Below are 21,858 nucleotides of genomic sequence, written 5' to 3'. Positions count from 1 at the left end.
TCCGTTGGAATCAGATGCGGTATTGTCGGCACAGGCGGCGGTTGAGGCTAAACTGGGTGATAGCGGCCGGGTATTATTGCGCAAATCGGGCACCGAGCCGTTAATTCGTGTGATGGTTGAAGGCGAAGATGCTGATTTAGTTAAAGAATCTGCATTAGCTATTGCTCAGGCAGTAAAAGATAACTGCTAATTGGATTCGCCGGAAACGGTGATTTTATCGTCGGCTTTGTTTAAAACTTGGTCAAGTGATTCACTGATATAGCTTTTTGTTGAAATTTTACTTGTCACAGGTTTAGGCTTTCGCTAGTATGCATTCGCTCCTTGATTGAAGGGGTGCGCTGGCACTGCTTTAGCAAAGCCGGCACAACAATTTAACCATAGGTGGAACCCATGTACGAAATTCTACTTGTGATTTATCTGTTGGCTGCGCTTGGTGTTATCGGCCTAGTTTTGGTTCAGCAAGGTAAAGGCGCAGATATGGGAGCCTCATTTGGGGCTGGCGCTTCAGGAACATTGTTCGGCGCTAGCGGCTCTGGAAATTTTCTGACCCGAATGACTGCAGTTTGTGCAACTGTTTTCTTTGCGATTAGTCTTGTTCTTGGCAACATCAGTGCTAAGCAAGCGCAGGAAACAAGTGGCTGGGAAGACCTAAGTGCTCCAGCGACTGAGCAAGTTGTAGAAAAAACTGAGAATGTTCCTGCAAACAGTGATATTCCTCAGTAATTAAAGATTTAGCCGAGATGGTGAAATTGGTAGACACGCTAGCATGAGGTGCTAGTGCCGCAAGGTGTAGGGGTTCAAGTCCCCTTCTCGGCACCATTATTCGTTGCTTGAAAGGGCAACATCTGAGCGATATAATCGCCTCAGATTACGGACGCGGGGTGGAGCAGCTTGGTAGCTCGTCGGGCTCATAACCCGAAGGTCGTTGGTTCAAATCCAGCCCCCGCAACCACTTTCCGAAAAAACGACTATCCTATTAAGGAAGTATGTTTTTTCTGTCATAGCCAAGGCTGTGGCAATCAGGGTCCAGTGATAAAAAACCCCGTAATTCGGGGTTTTTTATTATCTGAAAAATGACCATTCAGGTATCTACTGGGCTTTAGTGCCCTTTTTTTGTTTCCAGGGGGTTGTTTTGACAGCTTTAGAGATGCAATTAACCGAACTGCTTGAAGCGCCGGTAACGGCTTTGGGCTATGAATTAGTCGGTTTGGAATTTATCCGTGCAGGCGAGCACTCGACGTTGCGTGTTTTCATCGATCATGAAAACGGCATTACGGTTGATGACTGTGCCGAAGTTAGCCGCCAAATCAGCGCGGTAATGGATGTAGAAGATCCAATTACTGTGGCTTACAACCTGGAGGTCTCTTCCCCTGGTCTGGAAAGGCCGCTATTCAAGGCTGCACATTACCAGCAATTTATTGGCCACGAGGTCAGCTTGGTATTAAAAATGGCGATGGATAATCGTCGTAAATGGAAGGGTGACATCATTGCTGTTGAAGGCGAGCTAGTCACTTTAAAAGTTGATGGCAATGAAGAAACATTTGCGCTGAGCAATATTTCCAAAGCCAATCTGGTTCCAAAATTCTAACCGCTAAAATTGGGGCATTAGAAATGAACAAAGAAATCTTGGCTGTCGTTGAAGCGGTATCCAACGAAAAAGCTGTTCCTCGTGAGCGTATCTTCGAAGCTCTTGAGATCGCACTGGCAACAGCGACAAAGAAAAAGCACGAAGCAGAAATCGACGTGCGTGTTGCTATCGATCGTAAAACGGGTGAGTTTGAAACTTTCCGTCGCTGGAAAGCTGTCGAGGAAGTGACTCAGCCGACGCTTGAAATCACCCTGGAAGCGGCGAAGTTCGAAGACGAGAGCATCGAGCTTGACGGTTACGTGGAAGACGAGATCGAGTCTGTTACTTTCGACCGTATCACAACGCAAACCGCGAAGCAGGTTATCGTACAGAAAGTACGTGAAGCAGAGCGTGCGCAAATTGTAGAGCAGTTTATTGATAACGAAGGTGAGCTAATCACTGGTGTTGTCAAAAAAGTAAACCGTGATGCTGTTATCATTGACCTGGGCAATAACGCTGAAGCGGTTATCCAGCGTGACGATCAGCTACCGCGTGAAAACTTCCGTCCGGGTGACCGTGTGCGTGGTCTGCTGTATGCTGTTCGCCCTGAAGCGCGTGGTTTCCAGTTGTTCATGACTCGTTCTAAGCCTGATATGCTATCTGAGCTGTTCCGTATCGAAGTACCGGAAATCGGCGAAGAGCTTATCGAACTGATGGGTGCGGCTCGCGATCCAGGTTCTCGTGCCAAGATTGCAGTAAAAACTAACGACAAGCGCATCGACCCTGTTGGCGCCTGTGTTGGTATGCGTGGTGCCCGTGTCCAGGCTGTATCTGGTGAACTGGGCGGTGAGCGTATCGACATCGTGCTTTGGGATGAGAACCCAGCACAGTTCGTTATCAACGCGATGGCACCGGCAGAAGTTAGCTCGATCATCGTAGATGAAGACAATCACACTATGGATATTGCTGTTGAGAAGGACAACCTTGCTCAGGCAATCGGCCGTAGTGGCCAGAACGTGCGTCTGGCATCTCAGCTGACTGGTTGGGAACTGAATGTGATGACTGTAGAAGATCTGCAGAAGAAGCATCAGGAAGAAGCACAGGAATCTATCGAGGTGTTCACCAAGCATCTTGATATTGATGAAGACTTCGCAACTGTATTGGTTGAAGAAGGCTTTACCACACTTGAAGAAATCGCTTACGTACCAGTTAACGAGCTATTGGCTGTTGACGGTCTTGATGAAGACATGGTCGATGAACTTCGTAGCCGTGCTAAAGAAGCACTGACAACGCTTGCTCTTGCTCAAGAAGAGTCTTTTGAAGGTGTTGAACCCGCTGACGACCTGCTTGGTCTTGACGGCCTTGAGCGCGAAATGGCGTTCAAACTGGCTGCGAAAGGTGTAGGCACGCTTGAAGACCTGGCGGATCAGGGCACTGATGACCTGACCGACATCGAAGGTATGGACGAAGCTAAAGCGGGCGAGCTAATTATGGCCGCGCGTAATATTTGCTGGTTCAGCGACGAAGCGTAATTTTAAAAAGCAAGGGAGGAGCAGCATGTCAGAGGTTACAGTTAAAGCATTAGCCGAGGAAATTGGTACTCCGATTGATCGTTTGCTTCAACAGTTTGCCGATGCTGGTATCAGCAAGAAAGCTGAAGAAAGCGTAAGCCAACAAGAAAAGCAGTCGTTGTTGTCCCACCTTAAGAAAGAACATGGTGGCGATAGCACTACTGGCGAGGCTCCTACACGCCTTACTCTGCAGCGCAAGACCCGAAGCACTCTGAGTGTCTCGGGCTCTGGCGGCAAGAATAAAAGTGTTCAGGTAGAGGTGCGCAAAAAGCGCACCTATGTAAAACGTTCTGCCCTTGAAGAAGAGCAGCGCGTAGCTGAAGAAGCGAAACGCCAAGCTGAAGAAGCGGCTCAGCGTGAAGCTGAAGAAGCCGCTAAGCGCGTAGCCGAAGAAGCTGCCAAGCGTGAAGCAGAAGAGCAGGCGAAACGTGAGGCTGAAGAAACAGCTAAGCGTGCCGCTGAAGAAAAGCGCTTAGCTGAAGAGAAAGCTAAGCAAGAAGCAGAACAGAAGGCCAATCGTGACGCTGAGGACAAGCTGGAACGTGACGCTGAGGATAAGCGTTTAGCTGAAGAGAAAGCTAAGCGCGCCGCCGCTGATGAACAGGCTAAGAAAGAAGCTGAGGCGCTACAACGTCGCAGGGAAGAGGAAGCCAAGCGTAAAGCCGAAGAAGAGAGTCAGCGCCAGCTAGAAGAGGCACGCAAGATGGCAGAACAAAACGAGAAGAGCTGGTCAAAACCTGATCAGGCAACAGCAAGTATGGAAAAATCAGATTACCACACGACGACGTCTAGCTACGCACGTGCGGCTGAAGATGAGCAAGATCGCAAAGAAGAAGGCGGTCGTCGTCGTAAGAAGAAAAAAGCAGGTGCCAAGACGGATGAGCGCGGTGCCGGCCGTGGCGGTCGTAACCAGCGTGGTCGCGGCAAGAAGCAGATGGCCAAGCCTACCTCAATGCAGCATGGCTTCGATAAAACAGCCACTGTTGCCAAGCAGGATGTTGTAATTGGCGAAACAATTGTTGTTTCTGAGCTTGCTAACAAGATGTCTGTTAAAGGCGTTGAAGTTATCAAAGTGATGATGAAGATGGGCGCGATGGCGACTATCAACCAGGTTATTGACCAGGAAACAGCAGCACTTGTTGCCGAAGAAATGGGCCACAAAGTCATTCTTCGCAAAGAGAATGAGCTGGAAGAAGCGGTACTGTCTGATCGTGACGAGAACCTGGCTGTTGTACCACGTGCGCCAGTTGTTACTATCATGGGTCACGTTGACCACGGTAAGACTTCTACCCTTGACTACATCCGTAAAGCACACGTTGCTTCAGGTGAGGCGGGTGGTATTACCCAGCACATCGGTGCTTACCATGTTGAAACCGAGAACGGTATGATCACCTTCCTGGATACTCCTGGACACGCCGCGTTTACAGCGATGCGTGCTCGTGGTGCTCAGGCAACTGATATCGTTGTTCTGGTTGTTGCAGCGGACGATGGTGTAATGCCACAGACAATTGAAGCGATCCAGCACGCGAAAGCGGCAGAGGTTCCTCTGATTGTTGCGGTAAACAAGATTGATAAAGAAGATGCGAACCCAGACAACGTGAAGAACGAGCTGGCGCAGTACGATGTTATCCCTGAAGAGTGGGGCGGTGAGAACATGTTTGTTCACATCTCTGCGAAGCAAGGTACTAACATTGATGGTCTGCTTGAAGCTATCCTGCTTCAGTCAGAAGTTCTTGAGCTAACAGCTGTTGAAGAAGGCATGGCGAAAGGTGTGGTTGTTGAATCACGTCTTGATAAGGGCCGTGGTCCTGTTGCTACTGTTCTGGTTCAGGAAGGTACGCTACGCAAGGGCGATATCGTTCTTTGTGGTCTTGAGCATGGCCGTGTTCGTGCAATGCGCGACGAGCTGGGTAAAGAAATCGAGTCTGCCGGTCCTTCTATCCCAGTAGAGATCCTAGGTCTTTCTGGTGTGCCGTCTTCAGGTGACGAAGCGACAGTTGTTCGTGACGAGCGTAAAGCACGTGAAGTTGCTCTGTACCGTCAGGGTAAATTCCGTGATGTTAAACTGGCTCGCCAGCAGAAAGCGAAACTGGAAAACATGTTCTCTAACATGGCTGCCGGTGAAGTTGCTGAACTGAACGTAGTACTGAAAGCTGACGTACAGGGCTCTGTTGAAGCAATCGCCGACTCACTACGTAAGCTGTCTACCGAAGAAGTGAAAGTGAACATCGTTGGTTCTGGTGTTGGTGGTATCACGGAAACTGATGCAGTACTGGCTGCGGCATCGAATGCTATCATCCTTGGCTTCAACGTTCGTGCTGATGCATCTGCGCGTCGTACTATCGAGACAGAGAACCTGGATCTGCGCTACTACTCAATCATCTACCAGCTTATTGACGAAGTGAAAGCAGCGATGGGTGGTATGCTGTCACCTGAGTTCAAGCAGGAAATCATTGGTCTTGCTGAAGTACGTGACGTGTTCAAGTCACCTAAGATTGGCGCAATCGCTGGTTGTATGGTTACTGAAGGTACCATCAAGCGTAACAACCCTATCCGTGTTCTACGTGATAATGTTGTAATCTACGAAGGTGAGCTAGAGTCGCTACGTCGCTTCAAAGATGATGTGAACGAAGTTAAGAACGGCTACGAGTGTGGTATCGGCGTTAAGAACTACAATGATGTTCGCGTTGGTGACCAGATCGAAGTTTACGAAATTGTTGAAATTCAGCGTACTCTTGACTAATTATTCAAGACAACAAGCTGTTTTATAACAACTAATCTTATGGGGAGCTTCGGCTCCCCATTCTTTCAAGAGCTAAATTCTTAGAGAGAGAAAACGAATATGGCAAAAGAATTCAGCCGTACCCAGCGAGTTGCACAGCAGCTGCAAAAAGAGCTGGCGGTGATCCTGCAGCGCGAAATCAAAGATCCGCGCATCGCAATGGCAACCATCTCAAGTGTCGATGTATCACGCGATATGGGTTACGCAAAAGTGTACGTGACATTTTTGACCGTGGGTGAGCAAACGCCTGAGGACAGCCTGGAAGCACTACGCGAACTGGCTCCTTATATCCGCTCGCTACTGGGCAAGCAGATCCGTCTGCGCGTTACCCCTGAGCTTAACTTCATCTTCGACAAGTCACTGACCGAAGGTATGCGTATTTCTAACCTGGTCAGCAAAGCCGTCCGTGATGATGAAGATCGTCGTGGTGATGATGCTGAAGAAGGCGAGGAGTAATCCATGGCACGTCGTCGTAAGGGGCGTCCGGTCGACGGGGTTATCCTCCTCGACAAACCAACCGGACTTAGCTCGAACGATACGCTGCAGAAAGTAAAGCGTATCTTTTTCGCGCAGAAAGCGGGCCATACCGGGGCACTTGATCCATTGGCAACCGGTATGCTGCCAATCTGCTTTGGTGAAGCGACGAAGTTTTCCCAGTTCTTGCTCGACTCGGACAAGCGCTATCGCGTTGTGGCCAAGTTAGGTGAACGTACTGATACCTCGGATTCTGATGGTGAAGTCGTTCAGACCCGTGAGGTGAAAGTCGACCGTGGGCAGCTTGAGCGCTGTATTGCCAAGTTCCGCGGTACAACCGATCAAATTCCATCGATGTACTCGGCCCTGAAATACCAGGGGCGTAAGCTGTATGAATACGCCCGCGAAGGGATCGAGGTGCCTCGTGAGTCTCGCAAGATCACCGTGTATTCTGTCGAGCTTCTCCGTTTCGACAACAATGAAGTAGAGATGGAATTGCATGTCTCGAAAGGGACCTACATCCGTACGATTGTTGACGATCTGGGCGAGATGCTCGGTTGCGGTGCTCATGTGACCTATCTTCGTCGTACTGGGGTGTCCAACTATCCGATGGATCGCATCGTGACATTGGAGCAGCTACAGGCATTACTGGATCAGGCCAAGGAGCAGGACGTTGCACCAAGCGAGCTGCTTGATCCGCTGCTGTTGCCGACTGACAGTGCAGTACAGGACTTGCCGGAAGTAAATATATTGCCTGCTCTGGCGGTGTATATCCTCAACGGTAATCCGGTGCAGGCTGGCCGTGTTCCCGAAACGGGTACCCTGGTTCGCATTACGGTTGGCGAACAGCGTGAGTTTATCGGCGTCGGTGTTATCGACGAAGATGGTATGCTGGCGCCGAAGCGTGTGATGGCGAATAAGCAGGATTAAGGGACGAGAACCTGGAAGCTAGTTCCTAGAAAAAGCGGAAAGAGCGGGTTCTAGGTAGCTAGGTCCTAGGAAAAAAGCTTCCTTGAGGTTTTGTATTTAAGAGCAGAATATTTGATAAGAATATTCTGCTCTTTCATATCTACCAGCAGGACCCAGGACCCAGGACCCAGGACCCAGGACTTGACTCTCCTCGCATCTCGCTACTATAAACCCGAAACTCGCCACTTACGCCACTTATTTGAATCTTTCCTTGTAGTCATGCAGGGCTACACGTATAATTCGCGGCTCGGGTGTCGGCTGAATCAGAGATTGGCTGGCACAAATTTAGAAACACTTTGTATTAGGAATGAGTTATGTCTCTGAATGCAGAAACTAAAGCAGCAATCGTTGCTGAATACGCGCAAGGCGCAAACGACACTGGTTCTCCTGAAGTTCAGGTTGCACTGCTAACAGCACAAATCAACCACCTTCAAGGTCACTTTGCTAACCACAAACACGACCACCACAGCCGTCGCGGTCTGCTACGTATGGTTTCTCGTCGTCGTAAGCTTCTAGACTACCTAAAAGGTAAGAACCTAGATCGCTACCAAGACCTAATCAAGCGTCTAGGCCTACGTCGCTAAGATTGCTTTGAGAAAGGAGCCTTACGGCTCCTTTCTTTTTATGTTCATTGTCGTCCTCTCTACCGCCTCATCCGACACTTGCACCATTACTGCTGATTGAATGATTTTGTAGCGAGTCGATTGATGAACCGTCACTGATATTTTACATCGTGAGTTCGCGAGTCGTTTTCGTCGACCTTCAGGTCGCGGCTAATGACAGTTCTTCTAGCCATAGAGAATTATCATTAGTCGCGATACGTGAAATCACCGTAAAGTGTCTTTCATCACATGACGCTTTTCCTTGTGTCAGATATACTTAACGACGCAAATAAGAAGCGGAATAAATTTAAGGAAATTCACGTGAATCCTATCGTAAAGACTTTCCAGTACGGTAACCACACGGTTACTCTTGAGACTGGTGTTATTGCACGTCAGGCAACAGCTGCTGTTATGGTAAGCATGGATGACACATCTGTGTTTGTATCTGTAGTTGGTAAAAAAACAGCGGTTGAAGGCCAGGACTTCTTCCCACTAACTGTTAACTACCAAGAGCGTACTTACGCGGCAGGTAAAATCCCAGGTGGTTTCTTCAAGCGTGAAGGTCGTCCATCTGAAGGCGAAACGCTGACTGCACGTTTGATTGACCGTCCAATCCGTCCGCTATTCCCAGATGATTTCAAAAACGAAGTACAGGTTATTGCGACTGTTGTTTCTGTAAACCCAGATGTAAACCCAGATATCGTTACTATGATTGGTACGTCTGCGGCACTTGCTATCTCTGGTATTCCATTCAATGGTCCTATCGGTGCTGCACGTGTTGGTTACATTAACGATCAGTTCGTTCTTAACCCAAGCAATACTGAACTTGAAGAAAGCCGTCTAGATCTTGTTGTTGCCGGTACGGAGGGCGCGGTTCTGATGGTTGAATCAGAAGCTGACCGTCTATCTGAAGAGCAGATGCTACAAGCTGTAGTATTTGGTCATGACCAGCAGCAAACTGTAATCAATGCCATCAACGAGTTCGCGGCAGAAGTTGCTACGCCCGCATGGGATTGGACTGCACCTGAAGTCAACACTGAGCTAAAAGCTCGTGTTGCCGAGAAAGCAGAAGCACGTCTGTCTGAGGCGTACCAGATTACTGAAAAAATGGCTCGCTACGAGCAAGTTGGCGCGATCAAGAATGACGTTGTTGAAGCTCTGCTTGCAGAAGACGAGACACTGGAAGAGCGCGAAATTCGCGACATGCTGAGCTCTCTTGAGAAGAACGTAGTACGTAGCCGCATTATTGCCGGCAACCCGCGTATTGACGGCCGTGAAAAAGACATGGTTCGTGCACTGGATGTACGTACTGGTGTACTTCCTCGTACTCACGGTTCATCTCTGTTCACACGTGGTGAAACTCAGGCACTGGTTACTGCGACACTGGGTACCCAGCGTGATGCGCAAATCATCGATGGCCTAACTGGCGAGAAGAAAGATCACTTCCTTCTACACTACAACTTCCCTCCATACTGTGTTGGTGAAACGGGTTTTGTAGGCTCGCCGAAGCGTCGTGAAATTGGTCACGGTAAGCTGGCTAAGCGTGGTATTGCTGCGGTAATGCCATCTGTTGAAGAATTCCCGTACACAGTACGTGTGGTTTCTGAGATCACTGAATCAAACGGTTCATCTTCAATGGCGTCTGTTTGTGGTACGTCTCTGGCTCTTATGGATGCTGGTGTGCCAATCAAAGCATCTGTTGCTGGTATCGCAATGGGTCTTGTGAAAGAAGGCGATGATTTCGTTGTTCTTTCTGACATCCTGGGTGACGAAGACCACCTTGGTGATATGGACTTTAAAGTAGCAGGTACTGACGACGGTATCACAGCGCTGCAGATGGATATCAAGATTGAAGGTATCACCAAAGAAATCATGCAGATCGCTCTAAACCAGGCGAAAGGTGCGCGTAAGCACATCCTGAGCGTGATGGATGATGCAATCGGCACGCACCGTGAGGATATCTCTGAGTTTGCTCCTCGTATCCACACCATGAAGATCAACCCAGAAAAGATCAAAGACGTTATCGGTAAAGGCGGTGCGGTTATCCGTCAGCTAACTGAAGAGACTGGTACTACGATTGAAATCGAAGATGACGGTACAGTGAAGATTGCTGCGACTGAAGGGACTGCTGCGAAAGAAGCAATCCGTCGCATCGAAGAAATCACTGCCGACGTTGAAGTTGGTCGTATCTATACTGGTAAGGTTATGCGTATCGTTGATTTCGGTGCGTTTGTCTCTGTTATCGGTACGAAGGAAGGTCTGGTACACATTTCTCAAATCGCTCAGGAGCGTATCGAGAAGGTTGCCGATCACCTAGAGATGGGTCAGGAAGTGAAGGTTAAGGTTCTTGAAATCGACCGTCAGGGCCGTATCCGTCTAAGCATGAAAGAAGCAGCCGCTGAGCAAGCGCCAGCAGCACAAGACGAAAAGCCAGAAGCTTAAGTCTTTCTTCTAAAAGCATGTTATAAAGGGGGCTATTCAGCCCCTTTTTTATACTCATGAGTTACTTAGGTGTGTATCAGAGCTCGAATGATAGCCGCCTTATTTGTACTGATGGTATAAGCTAGTAAGAAGGCTCGTCAGTTTCACCTCAGGGAGAATTGCATTGATTGCAAACAGGTTAACAATCGCATGCGTTGCGATGATTATGGTGTTGGCTGGCTGTACGGCAGCCCCTCAGTCAAACTGGACCAATCCGCCATTGGCGGTACCGTTCCAGCCAACGATTCAACAGCAGATCCAGCTGGCTCGTATTGATCAGTTACTTAAACGCAACGATCTTAATGATGATACCCTGGCACAGGTCTACTACGAGCGCGGGTTGCTGCATGACAGTATTGGTTTGCGTGACCTTGCCCGTCTGGATTTCAACCAGTCGCTGTCACTCAAGCCTGATCAACCTGATGTCTTCAACATTCTGGGTGTGTATTTCACTCAGAGCGCGCACTTTGATGCGGCCTATGAGGCGTTCGACTCTACGCTCGAGTTAAACATTGGCCACCCGTTTGCCCAGCGCAACCGTGGAATCGCCTTGTACTACGGCGGTCGCTATGAGCTGGCCCATGAAGATCTTATTGCGCATTATCAGCAGAATGTTAACGATCCTTACCGGGTGATCTGGCTGTATCTCGTAGACTTGGAGCGAGAACCAGAAACGGCCAAAGATAAGCTAAAACGCCGTTATGATGTCAGCGACAAAGAAGAGTGGGGATGGCAAATCGTCAGGATGTATGTCGGCGAGCTCACTGAAAGCGAGCTGCTTGCCCAGATCACTGCCGAAAGTGAAGATAATGATATGCTGGCCCATCACCTGACCGAAGCGTATTTTTACATGGCCAAGCTCTATCATTACAACAATGATTTCCAGTCGGCGTTGATGCTGTATAAGCTGGCGCTTGCCGGTAATGTTTACGAGTTTGTCGAACACCGCTTCTCGCTGCTGGAGATAAGCCGCCTGATGGCTGAAGCGAGCGTAGCGCAGCCGGTTGAAGCTGGTGAAAGCTAAGCAGAGACAAAGCTCGGTAGAGACGAAGAACACAAAGAAAAGCCGCGACTGACGCGGCTTTTTTTATCGGGTTATCACGGCCAGGGTGTTATGCGATATCGAGCCCGGCCAGGTTATGCCAGTAACCGTTGCACTGGTGGCCGCCTGCCAGCTTGTGATGTGTGGCGCCTTGCTCATTGTTGCGGAAGGTGTCAATCAGCGGCAGGGTCTCGTTGCCTAGCGGGCTGATACGGACCACATCGACCAAGTTATCCATGCTCTTGAGATCGTTGAGCAGGTTATAGCAGTAGCCTGACTGAGTCTGGATACCGTTGAGGGTAAAGACCTTCTGCGATTCCTGACTGTTGACGGTGATCCCGTTCGGATACTTGATGCAGCAGGTTTCGCAATCGTCCTTGGCGCGGTCCTCGGCACGGGCGGTAAAGCAACGGGCCGAGTAGGCCAATGGCAGGTAGCCGTAGCTGAAAACCTCGGTCTCGAACTGATCGCGAATGCCCATTTTCTCGCACTCGTTAACCACATTCTGGAGCCAGTCACGGGACAGCTCGACAGGCATGCACCAGCGAACCATGCCTTTTTTCAGGAACAGGTTCAGGGTCTGGGCACTGTAGCAGTTGATTGCCGGCCCCACGACAAACGGTATGCCTTTCTCGTGCGCCATTTGAATGGCGGAGACATCGTTGGCCTCGATGATAAAGTCGCCGTTATCAACGTACTTTTTCATTACATTGACCTCGCTTGGCGCCTCCAGCAGTGCCATGGTCGACAGCACGACCTGCTTGCCCGTGGCCGAGATATCCTTGGCGATATCGAGCCAATGGGCTGGGCGCATCTCACGACGCTTGGAGCAGACTGTCTCACCCAGGTAGACAATATCGGTGTTGGCTTCTTTGACCTGCTGGTAGAAGCTCTCGACATCTGGCTTTGACCAGAAGTAAAGGAGCGGGCCTAGTGAATATTTCATCGTGTTTTCCTTTATTGCCACTTGCGGTGATATGCGCCGAGGGTCGTCTGTTTGCCTTCGGACACATTGCCCAGACAGGCGTTCCATGCCGGATCGACGCTGTAGCCTTCCGGATCAGCCAGATAGCGATCGATAGCCGCGCGCCAGGTACGGGTTACCTGCTCGACATAGGCAGGACTGCGTTGGCGGCCTTCAATCTTCACCGAGGCAATATTGGCTTTGAACAGTTCTGGCAGGATTTCCAGGGTATTGAGGCTGGTTGGCTCTTCCAGCGCGTGATAGCGTCTGCTTTCGCCCTCGAAATCCACTTCGAAGCGTCCCTTGCACAAGGTAGGGTAGCCGGCGTTCTCACCTGCTTCGTAACGGTCGATCAACACGTCGTTGAGGCGGGACTCCAGCCCTTGCGGGGTTTCTTGCCAGCGGACAAATTTCGCCGGCGAGCAGGCACCGACGGTATTCGGCGACTCGCCGGTCATGTAAGAGGATAGGTAACAGCGCCCTTCAGACATGATGCAGAGGCTACCGAAGGCAAACACTTCAAGCTGCATATCGGTGTTGCGGGCTAGCTGTTTGACCTGATGGATCGACAGCACGCGGGGCAGCACGACACGCTTGACGTTGAAGTTCTGCTGGTAAAAATCGATCGCGGCAGTATTGGTTGCCGATGCCTGTACCGAGAGGTGCAGCTCAAGGTCCGGGTAGGTGGTTGCAGCATAATCCAGTACCGCAATATCTGCCACAATCAGGGCATCCACCCCCATCGCGGCGGCATTGTCGACGGCATTTTTCCAGCGTTCGAAACCGTCCGGGTGGGCAAAGGTGTTCAGTGCAACATGCAGCTTGCGGTTGTGATCTTTCACATACTGCACCGCTTTCTCAAGTTTTCTGCCTGTAAAGTTTAGACCTGCAAAATGGCGGGCATTGGTGTCATCCTTAAAGCCGATGTACACGGCGTCCGCACCGTTATCAATGGCAGTTTTCAGCGCCGGAAGGTTACCGGCGGGGCAAAGTAGCTCCATATTATTATTTCTACCAGTGTGGGAATAAAAGTGATGGAGCAAATAGTAGGGGGCTTAGTGCCCTCTTGTTTTGATGTCAGGCAGGTTTTGTTGATTTAGGACAACTTTTTTCTCTAGCTTTTATAGCTATAAAGTGGTAGTAGCTCTAGTCTTTGTGGCGGCTGTGCTTGAGCAAAATGGCGTCCAGCTCATTTTTCGGTAGCGGCTTGTAAAAATGGAACCCCTGGATATAGTCGCAATTGAGGTTCGACAGCAAGGTCGCCTGCTGGCGGGTTTCGACCCCTTCCGCGACAATACTCATACTCAGCGCCTTTCCGAGGTTGATAATGTTCTCGATGAGCGTGACCTGCTTGGGGATGGTCTCGATATCTTTGATAAACGCCCGGTCGATCTTCAGCTCGTCGAGCGGGAAGCGCGCCAGATAGGACAGGGAAGAGTAGCCGGTACCGAAGTCATCTATCGAGAGGGCAAAGCCCTGCTTCTTGATGGCATTGAGCATCTGGATAGTATGCTCACCGTCGCTCATCACCGCACTTTCGGTGAGCTCGAACGTAATGTCATTGGGATTGACTCCGGTCGCTTTCTTTAGTTTCTCAACAAAGCTGATTAGGTTCGGGTTGCCAAATTGCTGCGGGGACAGGTTGATGGCCACCCGTCCGGATAGCAGACCCTGCTGCTTCCATTTTCGTACCGTGGTGAAAACTTCCCTTATCACGACCTGGCCAAGCTGCTCAATCATGCCGGAGCGTTCTGCGACCGGAATAAACTGAGCCGGACTGATATAGCCTTCTACCGGGTGCTTCCAGCGTACCAGGGCTTCAGCACCGTCGATGGCATAATCCTTGGCATTGACCTTAGGTTGGTACCAGACCTCAAGCCCATTTTGTTGCAGTGCTTTTTGCAACTCGATTTCCAGCCATAGTTGCATCCGGGCTTCTTTGTTCATTTCCTCGCTGAACTTGACCAGACGGTTGCGACCACGGTTCTTGGCCTCGTACATCGCGGTATCGGCATTTTGCAACAGAATACGGGCATCGTTACCGTCGCCCGGGTAGGTTACCATGCCTATCGAACAGGCCAGATGCTTGCTGAAATGGTGCAGGTCAAAGGGCTGGTTGATCAGGGCGATGATCTGCTGTGAAATCAGCTCGCCGCTGCGGTCATGCTCGGGTTCCTGCAGGATGATGGCAAACTCGTCGCCGCTCAGGTGGCCGATAATCGCGGTATCCGGCAGCAGGCGGCGCAGGCGCAGGGAGATCTCCTGCAGTACCCGGTCGCCGATGTGGTGGCCAAGCGAATCATTGATGTTTTTAAAGTTATCAAGATCAAGGTACAGCATCACCAGCGGGGATTCGTTGTTGATCAACTGCTCCAGCCGACGGCTGAAACCGTGGCGGTTATAGAGCCCGGTGAGCGGGTCGATTTGGACAAGCTGTTCAACCTGGCCCTGTTGGGCTGCTCGCTCGGAGGTGTCCTGTAGCAGAATAAGTTTTGCCGGGGCTCCCAGCAGGGTGATATCCGACGATGATATCTGCAGGGCCTTGTCGGTGCTGCAGCGAGGGCTGGTCTGGCACTTTCGTTGCTCGTTCTTGCCCAGTTGGTTGATCTGCTCGCCCAGAATGCGCTGGCTGCTACTATCTATCAGTAGCCGTCCCAGCTCTTCGCCGATGAGATCACGTGGGGACTCAAAACCCAGCATATCAGCGGCGGTCTGGTTGGCCGAGATGATAATCTGTCCCTCGATCAGGCAACTGCCGTCGGTGATTAATTCATTGAGCTGGTTGAGCTGGTGCTCTAGCTCGGCCAGTGAATTGACCAGAACCTGGCGCTCAGAGGTATCGGCAGAGTGCAGCACGATATAGGGAATATCGCCAACCTGATCTTTGAGCGGTGCCAGGCTGAAATGCATGCTGGTATCATGACGGTTGTCGTTCAGCACTACTTCGCCTTCGACGGATTCGCCATTGAAGGCGCGCTCGTAATAGGGACGCAGGGAGTCGTAGAATGCCTGACCCAGAATGTCTTTGTCATTCTGGCCTACTAATTCTTCGCGCTCCAGCCCGCTAATTTCACAATAGCGATTGTTGACGACCAGGTAGTTATGATCCGGATCTAGCACTGCAAACAGAAAAGGGCTGTTATCGGTCAGCAGCGGAAACCAGTAGTTGAGTTGCTCAGTCGGCATTGAAGGTGCGTATATCCGTATCCGTTGCCCTCCGGCAGGGAGGAGCCGTAAATTAAGTGCTATGTACTATAACCTGTGATAATGCCGTAATTCCAAACTTTGCGTTCAGAGAAGCGTTTTTTTTGACTCAAGGCATGAAAAGCTCCCCCATAATTGCCATACAATCAGTCAATAATTGCGACAGAGACAGGAAAAATAAGACAGTGATTGCTCAACTACGAAAGCACATGGTGCAATACGGCCCGGCTCTGATCCGCGTGCCAGCCAAGATGACCCCGTTTGCCATTCAGAAAAAAGTGATGCTTGATGGTCTGGCGATGGTGTTTAAAGAAGCGCTGGAAGATGGTGATTTTGAGTTCCTGGAAGATCGCTGGTTAAAGGTTGAGGTCAGAGATCTTGGTCTGCGCTGGTATATCAGCTACCAGGATGAGCAGTTGGTCGTCTCGGAGCATGCTGAACAGGAAGATGTCAGTTTCAGCGGCGAATGTAATGACTTGGTATTAATTGCCGCGCGCAAGGAAGATCCTGATACACTCTTCTTCCAGCGTCGCCTTCGCATCGAAGGGGATACCGAGTTGGGACTGGAAGTGAAGAACTTGATGGACAGTATTGATCTTGAGCTGCTTCCGGCCCCGGTTAAATTTGTTTTGCAGCAGTCAGCAGACTTCATCCAGAAAGGGATGCAGGATATGGTTGCTGATAAAGAGGTCATTAATGCTCATTAGAACAGAAGCGCCGGCAGATATTCTTCCTATCGACAGTTTGCTGAAAGCCGTATTTGACACCGAGGCGGAAGCAAACCTGGTGATGAAGCTGCGTGAAAATGGTCACCGGACTCTGTCCTTGGTGGCATGCAGTGATGACGGCGAGTTGATTGGCCACCTGTTTTTCAGCCCGGTCACGGTTGATGGACAGGATAGTAACTGGCAGGGGCTGGCACCGCTGGCCGTGAAGCCGGAATACCAGCGACAAGGTATTGGCCAGGCGCTGATGGAAGAGGCTAAGAGCATATTGGCTGAGCTGGGATACCCGGTGACTGTCGTGCTGGGCCACAGCGACTATTATCCGAAGGCAGGCTTTGTCAAAGCCTCTGAACACGGGTTGCGCTGTAGCTGGTCGGTGCCGGATGAGGCGTTCATGGTGCTGGAGCTGGTTCCGGATTCTCTGGCCGGTGTGACCGGGCTGGTGGAATACTGTGCGGAATTTTCTGAGCTCTGAGCCTGGTAGGTTCTGAGCCCTTCAAATACCACCTGCGGGTGGTATTTTTATTGGTCCTGAAAATATTCGGATGCCGATGGCTCTATTTCGTTACATGATCTGGTAGGATCGCCTGCCGAAGTGATGCCACCAGACAGAAAATGGTAATACGATGAATCAGAGAGATATACAGGTATTGCAGGAAATGGGCCTGACTTACTGGCAGGTAAGGAAGCCGTCCTTTTTCCCTGATATGCAAGTACCTGTGATTGACCTTCCGGAGACTTGTAAGCTGCTGTTTGTCTGTTCAGAGGCGCTGGATGAGCATGACCGCTGGTTGTTTGGCCGGATCCTGAAGAGCATGAAGCTGGCTCCCGAGCAGGCGCTGTTACTTCCGCCCCAGGCGCTGGACCAGGTCCGTGAACATCATTTGACGTGGTGCTGGCTGGCCGGATGCCAAGCGGCGCACCCGGCAGGGTGTCAGCTGCTGACATCAGTATCACTGAAACAAATGCATACCAACCCAGCAAGCAAGAAAGCCTTATGGCAGCAGATTTGTTCTTATGACACATAAAATTGTTCCCTTAGTTGCTCACCATCTCGATGACGTCTGGCGTATCGAGCAGGCTGCTCATGCGTTTCCCTGGGCAGAATCGATGATCCGCAAAGCGCCGGGCAAGATTGCCACCAACTTTGTCCTTGAGATTGACGGGCAGACGGTAGGTTACTGTTTTGGCCAGAATGTGGCGGGCGAGGCGACATTGCTCAACATTGCCGTAGATCCCGCCTGTCAGGGCAAGGGGTATGGCAAGATATTGCTGGAAGGCTTTATCGAGCAGCTCTCGGCGATGAATACCGAGGAAATCTGGCTGGAAGTCAGGGCCAGCAATACCCGTGCCTACCAGTTATACGAAGCGGTTGGTTTCAATGAGATCAATCGTCGGGTTGGCTACTACCCGGCCGAAAACGGACGTGAAGACGCACTGATCATGACCTATCCGATCATGTAGCCACCCCCATTGAGCCTGATACCAGAATCAGCACCGTGTTACTGCTGTTTCTTTCTGCGGAGTTTGCGTATAATTCCGCCATCTTTCAGGCTCCGCCTAGTCAATGACCATGCTGCGTAGGATAGAAGCAAACATGTAATTCACTGTAATTAATCACCTATTGTTTTCTGCCTCGCAGATGATGAAACCTGGCCTGGTCTTACCGCGAGACAGGTCTTGGTCTACTTATTAGGAGCTGGGCAGCTCACGCTTGATGGGCTGCTGCTCGATTATTGAAATCTCTCACAGGATTATCAACGCTTATGTCTTTTTTAGCTGAAGTGAACAAACGTCGTACGTTTGCGATCATTTCTCACCCGGATGCGGGTAAAACCACGATTACCGAAAAAGTATTGTTATTCGGAAACGCGATCCAGAAAGCCGGTACGGTCAAGGGCCGTGGCTCCAACCAGCACGCCAAGTCAGACTGGATGGAAATGGAAAAAGAACGTGGGATCTCGGTAACAACCTCGGTGATGCAGTTCCCGTACAACGATTGTCTGGTGAACCTGCTAGATACCCCGGGACACGAAGATTTCTCGGAAGATACCTACCGTACCCTAACCGCGGTCGACTCCTGCCTGATGGTGATCGATGCGGCCAAGGGTGTCGAGGATCGTACCCGTAAGCTGATGGAAGTTACCCGTCTGCGTGATACGCCGATCGTCACCTTCATGAACAAACTTGACCGTGATATCCGTGATCCGATGGAACTGCTGGATGAAGTGGAAACCGAGCTGAACATGGCCTGTGCGCCGGTATCATGGCCGATTGGCTGTGGTAAGGAATTCAAGGGTGTTTACCATATTCACCGTGACGAAACTATCCTGTACTCGACAGGCCAGGGTCACACGATCCAAGAAGCGCGTATCATCAAAGGGCTGGATAACCCGGATCTTGATGAAGCGGTTGGCGATGATTTGGCCGAGCAGCTACGCGAAGAGCTGGAGCTGGTGATCGGTGCCTCGCACGAGTTCGATCGCGAGCTGTTCCTGAGCGGCGAGCTGACACCAGTCTTCTTCGGTACGGCACTGGGTAACTTTGGTGTTGACCATATGCTGGACGGCCTGACTGAATGGGCGCCGACGCCAATGCCACGCAAGGCCAACGAGCGTGACGTTGAAGCAAGCGAAGAGAAGTTCTCGGGCTTTGTCTTCAAAATTCAGGCGAACATGGATCCGAAACACCGTGACCGTATTGCCTTCATGCGTATCGTATCGGGTACCTACAGCCAGGGCATGAAGATGAATCATGTTCGTACCGGCAAGAACGTTAGTATTTCGGATGCGGTAACCTTTATGGCCGGTGACCGTTCTCGTGCGGATAAGGCTTATGCGGGCGACATTATCGGTCTGCATAACCATGGCACCATCCAGATCGGTGATACCTTTACCCAGGGTGAAAGCCTCAAGTTTGCCGGTATCCCGAACTTTGCACCGGAGCTGTTCCGTCGTATTCGCCTGAAAGATCCACTGAAGCAGAAGCAGTTGCTAAAAGGCCTGGTTCAGCTATCTGAAGAAGGGGCAGTGCAGGTGTTCCGTCCGCTGCAGAACAACGATCTTATCGTGGGCGCGGTAGGTGTGCTGCAGTTTGATGTGGTTGTTGCCCGCCTGAAGGCGGAATATAACGTCGAAGCGATTTATGAGAGCGTCAATGTTGCCACGGCACGCTGGGTAGAGTGTAACGATACCAAGAAGCTGGAAGAGTTCAAGCGCAAGAACCAGACGAACCTGGCACTCGATGGCGGTGATAACCTAAGTTATATCGCGCCAACCATGGTGAACCTGAACTTGGCGAAAGAGCGCTTCCCTGACGTCGACTTCCGTGCGACTCGCGAGCACTAATCGCGCTTTCAGGGCGAGAGCCTGCCTACAATAGTCTAAGGCCGTCACAGTTGTGGCGGCTTTTTTTATCCTTTCCTGGCGAATCAGCTCCCCCTCTCTTTTATTCTCTTATTCTCGGTCTAGTATTCTTCATGTTGCGTATTGAAAGAACAACGGAAGGAATGGGGACTATGGAATTTTCGACCGGCAGGGATATTTACTCATGGCCAGGGGAGCCCTACCCGTTAGGCGCCACCATCAAAGAGCAGGGCGTGAACTTCAGCCTGTATTCCAAAGATGCAACCCAAGTGGTACTGCACTTGTTTGATAGTCAGGATGCCACCGCGCCGTTTCTTTCATTTGAGCTTGATCCTGTTATGCACAAGCGGGGGCATTACTGGTTTTTGTTTGTTGCCAATATCGGTCATGGTCAGGTGTATGCCTTTCAGGTGGATGGCCCCTGGAAACCTGAGGCCGGGCTCCGCTTCAACAAGGAGAAAATACTGATTGACCCTTATAGCCAGGCGATTTGCTTCGGGCGTCACTATTGTCGTGACAATGCCATTGGCACCGGGCCGAATATGGCGAGCGGGATGAAAAGTGTCGTAGTTGATCAGCGGGCCTTTGACTGGCAGGGCACTCAGGCACCGCGCCATTCAATGACAGATACCGTGATCTACGAAATGCATGTCGGCGGATTTACCAAGCACCCGTCGTCGGGCGTCGACGAAGCCAGGCGGGGAACATTTTCCGGTGTTATCGATAAGATCCCTTACCTTAAGTCGCTCGGGGTGACTGCCGTTGAGCTGATGCCTATCCAGCAGTTTGATGTCGATGATGCGCCGCAGGGAAGGAAAAATTACTGGGGCTATAGTCCGGTCAATTTTTTTGCCGTTCATGCCGGCTACAGCGTCGAGAAAGATCCGCTTGCCGCGATCACTGAATTTAAAACCTTGGTCAGGGAGCTACACCGGGCCGATATTGAAGTGATCCTGGATGTTGTGTTCAACCATACGGCAGAAGGTGACGAGAGCGGCCCGACGTTTTGCTTCAAGGGGCTGCAGAACGGGGCGTATTACATTGTTGATAAAAAAAATGGCCAGTATGCCAATTACAGCGGCTGCGGCAATACCTGCAATGCCAACCATAGTGTCCTGCGGCGAATGATTATTGATGCCCTGCATTTCTGGGTAACCGAGATGCGGGTAGACGGTTTTCGCTTTGATCTGGCGTCGGTACTGGCGCGAGATAGCCAGGGCCACCCGATGAGAGAGCCGCCCCTGTTATGGTCAATCGATTCGGATCCTATCCTGAGTAGTACCAAGATCTTTGCCGAAGCCTGGGATGCTGCCGGCCTGTATCAGGTCGGCTCGTTCATTGGTGACCGCTGGAACGAGTGGAACGGTAAGTACCGTGATGATGTGCGGGCCTTCTGGCGCGGTGACAGCGGGAGTATCAGCCAGTTTGCCTCCCGTATTCTGGGATCGCCCGATATCTACTGCAGTAACCGCCATTCGCCGCATCGTTCGGTCAATTTTATCTGTGCTCATGATGGCTTCACTCTCAATGACCTGGTCAGCTATAGCGAAAAGCATAACTGGGATAATGGCGAGGCCAACCGGGACGGTGACAACCATAATCTGTCGAACAACTATGGTGTGGAAGGGCCGACAGATATTGCCGAGGTCGAGGCGCTTCGAAACCGTCAGTGTAAAAATATGCTGGCAACACTATTACTCTCATTGGGAACACCGATGATTTCGATGGGGGATGAAGTCCGGCGTACCCAGCAGGGCAATAACAATGCCTATTGCCAGGATAATGAAATCAGCTGGTTTGACTGGCGCCTGGTCGACAAGCACGCCGATATGCTCAGGTTCGTGATGTTAATGAATCAGATCCGGCGCACCGAGCCGACCATTGAATGGAACATGCATATGTCGCTGAGCTCGGTGCTCGAGAATGTCGGGATCAACTGGCATGGACTTCAGCCGCACAAACCTGACTGGTCTGAACATTCTCACTCGCTGGCAACAACCGTGATTCACCCTATTAGCGAGGATGAGCTATATGTCATCTGCAATGCCTACTGGGACCCGCTGGTGTTCACCTTGCCGGATCGCGATGATCGGGATTGGCACCTGCTGGTCA

At 50.9% G+C, this 21,858-nt stretch carries 18 protein-coding genes, 2 tRNA genes and 1 pseudogene; 18 read left to right on the top strand and 3 right to left on the bottom strand.

The genetic code is table 11. From position 1 onward, the window contains the following. From glmM to nlpI, 12 genes and pseudogenes are all read left to right on the top strand, one after another. Positions 1-190, top strand: a pseudogene (gene glmM / locus MHN01_RS03535) (phosphoglucosamine mutase); the annotation flags it as partial. Positions 191-390: 200 nt separating this feature from the next. After that, positions 391-723 (top strand): preprotein translocase subunit SecG, encoded by a 333-nt coding sequence (gene secG, locus MHN01_RS03530; RefSeq protein ID WP_239410063.1) that lies wholly within the window; start codon positions 391-393, stop codon positions 721-723. A gap of 11 nt (positions 724-734) precedes the next feature. Further along, a tRNA-Leu gene (locus MHN01_RS03525) sits at positions 735-819 on the top strand. A 56-nt stretch (positions 820-875) separates the two neighbouring features. Continuing rightward, positions 876-952 (top strand) — tRNA-Met (locus MHN01_RS03520). Positions 953-1,132: 180 nt separating this feature from the next. Further along, complete coding sequence (gene rimP, locus MHN01_RS03515) at positions 1,133-1,588, top strand: ribosome maturation factor RimP (RefSeq protein ID WP_075762522.1); 456 nt, start codon at positions 1,133-1,135, stop codon at positions 1,586-1,588. Positions 1,589-1,611: 23 nt separating this feature from the next. Further along, the gene (gene nusA, locus MHN01_RS03510) at positions 1,612-3,099 is read left to right on the top strand and encodes a transcription termination factor NusA (RefSeq protein WP_239410062.1); all 1,488 of its coding nucleotides are present in this window, start codon (positions 1,612-1,614) and stop codon (positions 3,097-3,099) included. 25 nt (positions 3,100-3,124) lie between these two features. Then, the gene (gene infB / locus MHN01_RS03505) at positions 3,125-5,881 is read left to right on the top strand and encodes a translation initiation factor IF-2 (RefSeq protein ID WP_239410061.1); all 2,757 of its coding nucleotides are present in this window, start codon (positions 3,125-3,127) and stop codon (positions 5,879-5,881) included. A gap of 99 nt (positions 5,882-5,980) precedes the next feature. Then, positions 5,981-6,376, top strand: a complete 396-nt coding sequence (gene rbfA, locus MHN01_RS03500) for a 30S ribosome-binding factor RbfA (protein ID WP_075762519.1) — start codon at positions 5,981-5,983, stop codon at positions 6,374-6,376. 3 nt (positions 6,377-6,379) lie between these two features. Continuing rightward, positions 6,380-7,324 (top strand): tRNA pseudouridine(55) synthase TruB, encoded by a 945-nt coding sequence (gene truB, locus MHN01_RS03495; RefSeq protein ID WP_239410060.1) that lies wholly within the window; start codon positions 6,380-6,382, stop codon positions 7,322-7,324. Between the two features lie 353 nt (positions 7,325-7,677). Then, entirely contained in the window at positions 7,678-7,947 is a 270-nt protein-coding gene (rpsO, locus tag MHN01_RS03490; RefSeq protein ID WP_007464817.1) for a 30S ribosomal protein S15, read from the top strand. A gap of 339 nt (positions 7,948-8,286) precedes the next feature. Continuing rightward, positions 8,287-10,407: a polyribonucleotide nucleotidyltransferase gene (gene pnp / locus MHN01_RS03485; RefSeq protein ID WP_239410059.1), complete on the top strand. Its 2,121-nt coding sequence runs from the start codon at positions 8,287-8,289 to the stop codon at positions 10,405-10,407. Between the two features lie 163 nt (positions 10,408-10,570). After that, positions 10,571-11,470: a lipoprotein NlpI gene (gene nlpI / locus MHN01_RS03480; RefSeq protein WP_239410058.1), complete on the top strand. Its 900-nt coding sequence runs from the start codon at positions 10,571-10,573 to the stop codon at positions 11,468-11,470. An 88-nt stretch (positions 11,471-11,558) separates the two neighbouring features. Here nlpI and MHN01_RS03475 read toward each other — a convergent pair whose 3' ends face one another. The 3 genes from MHN01_RS03475 to MHN01_RS03465 all read right to left on the bottom strand — a co-directional run bounded on the left by MHN01_RS03475 (position 11,559) and on the right by MHN01_RS03465 (position 15,638). Beyond that, complete coding sequence (locus MHN01_RS03475; protein ID WP_239410057.1) at positions 11,559-12,434, bottom strand: U32 family peptidase; 876 nt, start codon at positions 12,432-12,434, stop codon at positions 11,559-11,561. 11 nt (positions 12,435-12,445) lie between these two features. Further along, the gene (locus MHN01_RS03470; RefSeq protein WP_239410056.1) at positions 12,446-13,453 is read right to left on the bottom strand and encodes a peptidase U32 family protein; all 1,008 of its coding nucleotides are present in this window, start codon (positions 13,451-13,453) and stop codon (positions 12,446-12,448) included. A 145-nt stretch (positions 13,454-13,598) separates the two neighbouring features. Then, positions 13,599-15,638 (bottom strand): EAL domain-containing protein, encoded by a 2,040-nt coding sequence (locus MHN01_RS03465; protein WP_239410055.1) that lies wholly within the window; start codon positions 15,636-15,638, stop codon positions 13,599-13,601. A 203-nt stretch (positions 15,639-15,841) separates the two neighbouring features. On the opposite strand from MHN01_RS03465, the gene MHN01_RS03460 reads away from it, so the two are divergent. The 6 genes from MHN01_RS03460 to glgX form a co-directional block, all read left to right on the top strand. Beyond that, positions 15,842-16,363, top strand: a complete 522-nt coding sequence (locus tag MHN01_RS03460) for an SCP2 domain-containing protein (RefSeq protein ID WP_239410054.1) — start codon at positions 15,842-15,844, stop codon at positions 16,361-16,363. After that, positions 16,353-16,856 (top strand): GNAT family N-acetyltransferase, encoded by a 504-nt coding sequence (locus MHN01_RS03455; RefSeq protein ID WP_239410053.1) that lies wholly within the window; start codon positions 16,353-16,355, stop codon positions 16,854-16,856. Before MHN01_RS03460 ends, MHN01_RS03455 begins: the two co-directional genes overlap by 11 nt. A gap of 151 nt (positions 16,857-17,007) precedes the next feature. Then, positions 17,008-17,409 carry a DNA polymerase III subunit psi gene (locus tag MHN01_RS03450; RefSeq protein WP_239410052.1) on the top strand — a complete coding sequence of 134 codons (402 nt, stop codon included), beginning with the start codon at positions 17,008-17,010 and terminating at the stop codon, positions 17,407-17,409. Then, positions 17,399-17,845: a ribosomal protein S18-alanine N-acetyltransferase gene (rimI, locus tag MHN01_RS03445; protein ID WP_239410051.1), complete on the top strand. Its 447-nt coding sequence runs from the start codon at positions 17,399-17,401 to the stop codon at positions 17,843-17,845. The genes MHN01_RS03450 and rimI overlap by 11 nt, the downstream gene beginning before the upstream one ends. 302 nt (positions 17,846-18,147) lie before the next feature. After that, entirely contained in the window at positions 18,148-19,728 is a 1,581-nt protein-coding gene (gene prfC / locus MHN01_RS03440) for a peptide chain release factor 3 (RefSeq protein WP_239410050.1), read from the top strand. A gap of 170 nt (positions 19,729-19,898) precedes the next feature. Continuing rightward, positions 19,899-21,858, top strand: a 1,960-nt coding sequence (glgX, locus tag MHN01_RS03435) for a glycogen debranching protein GlgX (RefSeq protein ID WP_239410049.1), incomplete at its 3' end; no start/stop codon positions are given.

It is taken from the genome of Photobacterium sp. OFAV2-7 (assembly GCF_022347985.1).
GTDB lineage: Bacteria > Pseudomonadota > Gammaproteobacteria > Enterobacterales > Vibrionaceae > Photobacterium.
The sequence above is the reverse complement of the archived record's forward strand: the minus strand, read 5'-3'. Positions and strand labels throughout refer to the sequence as shown.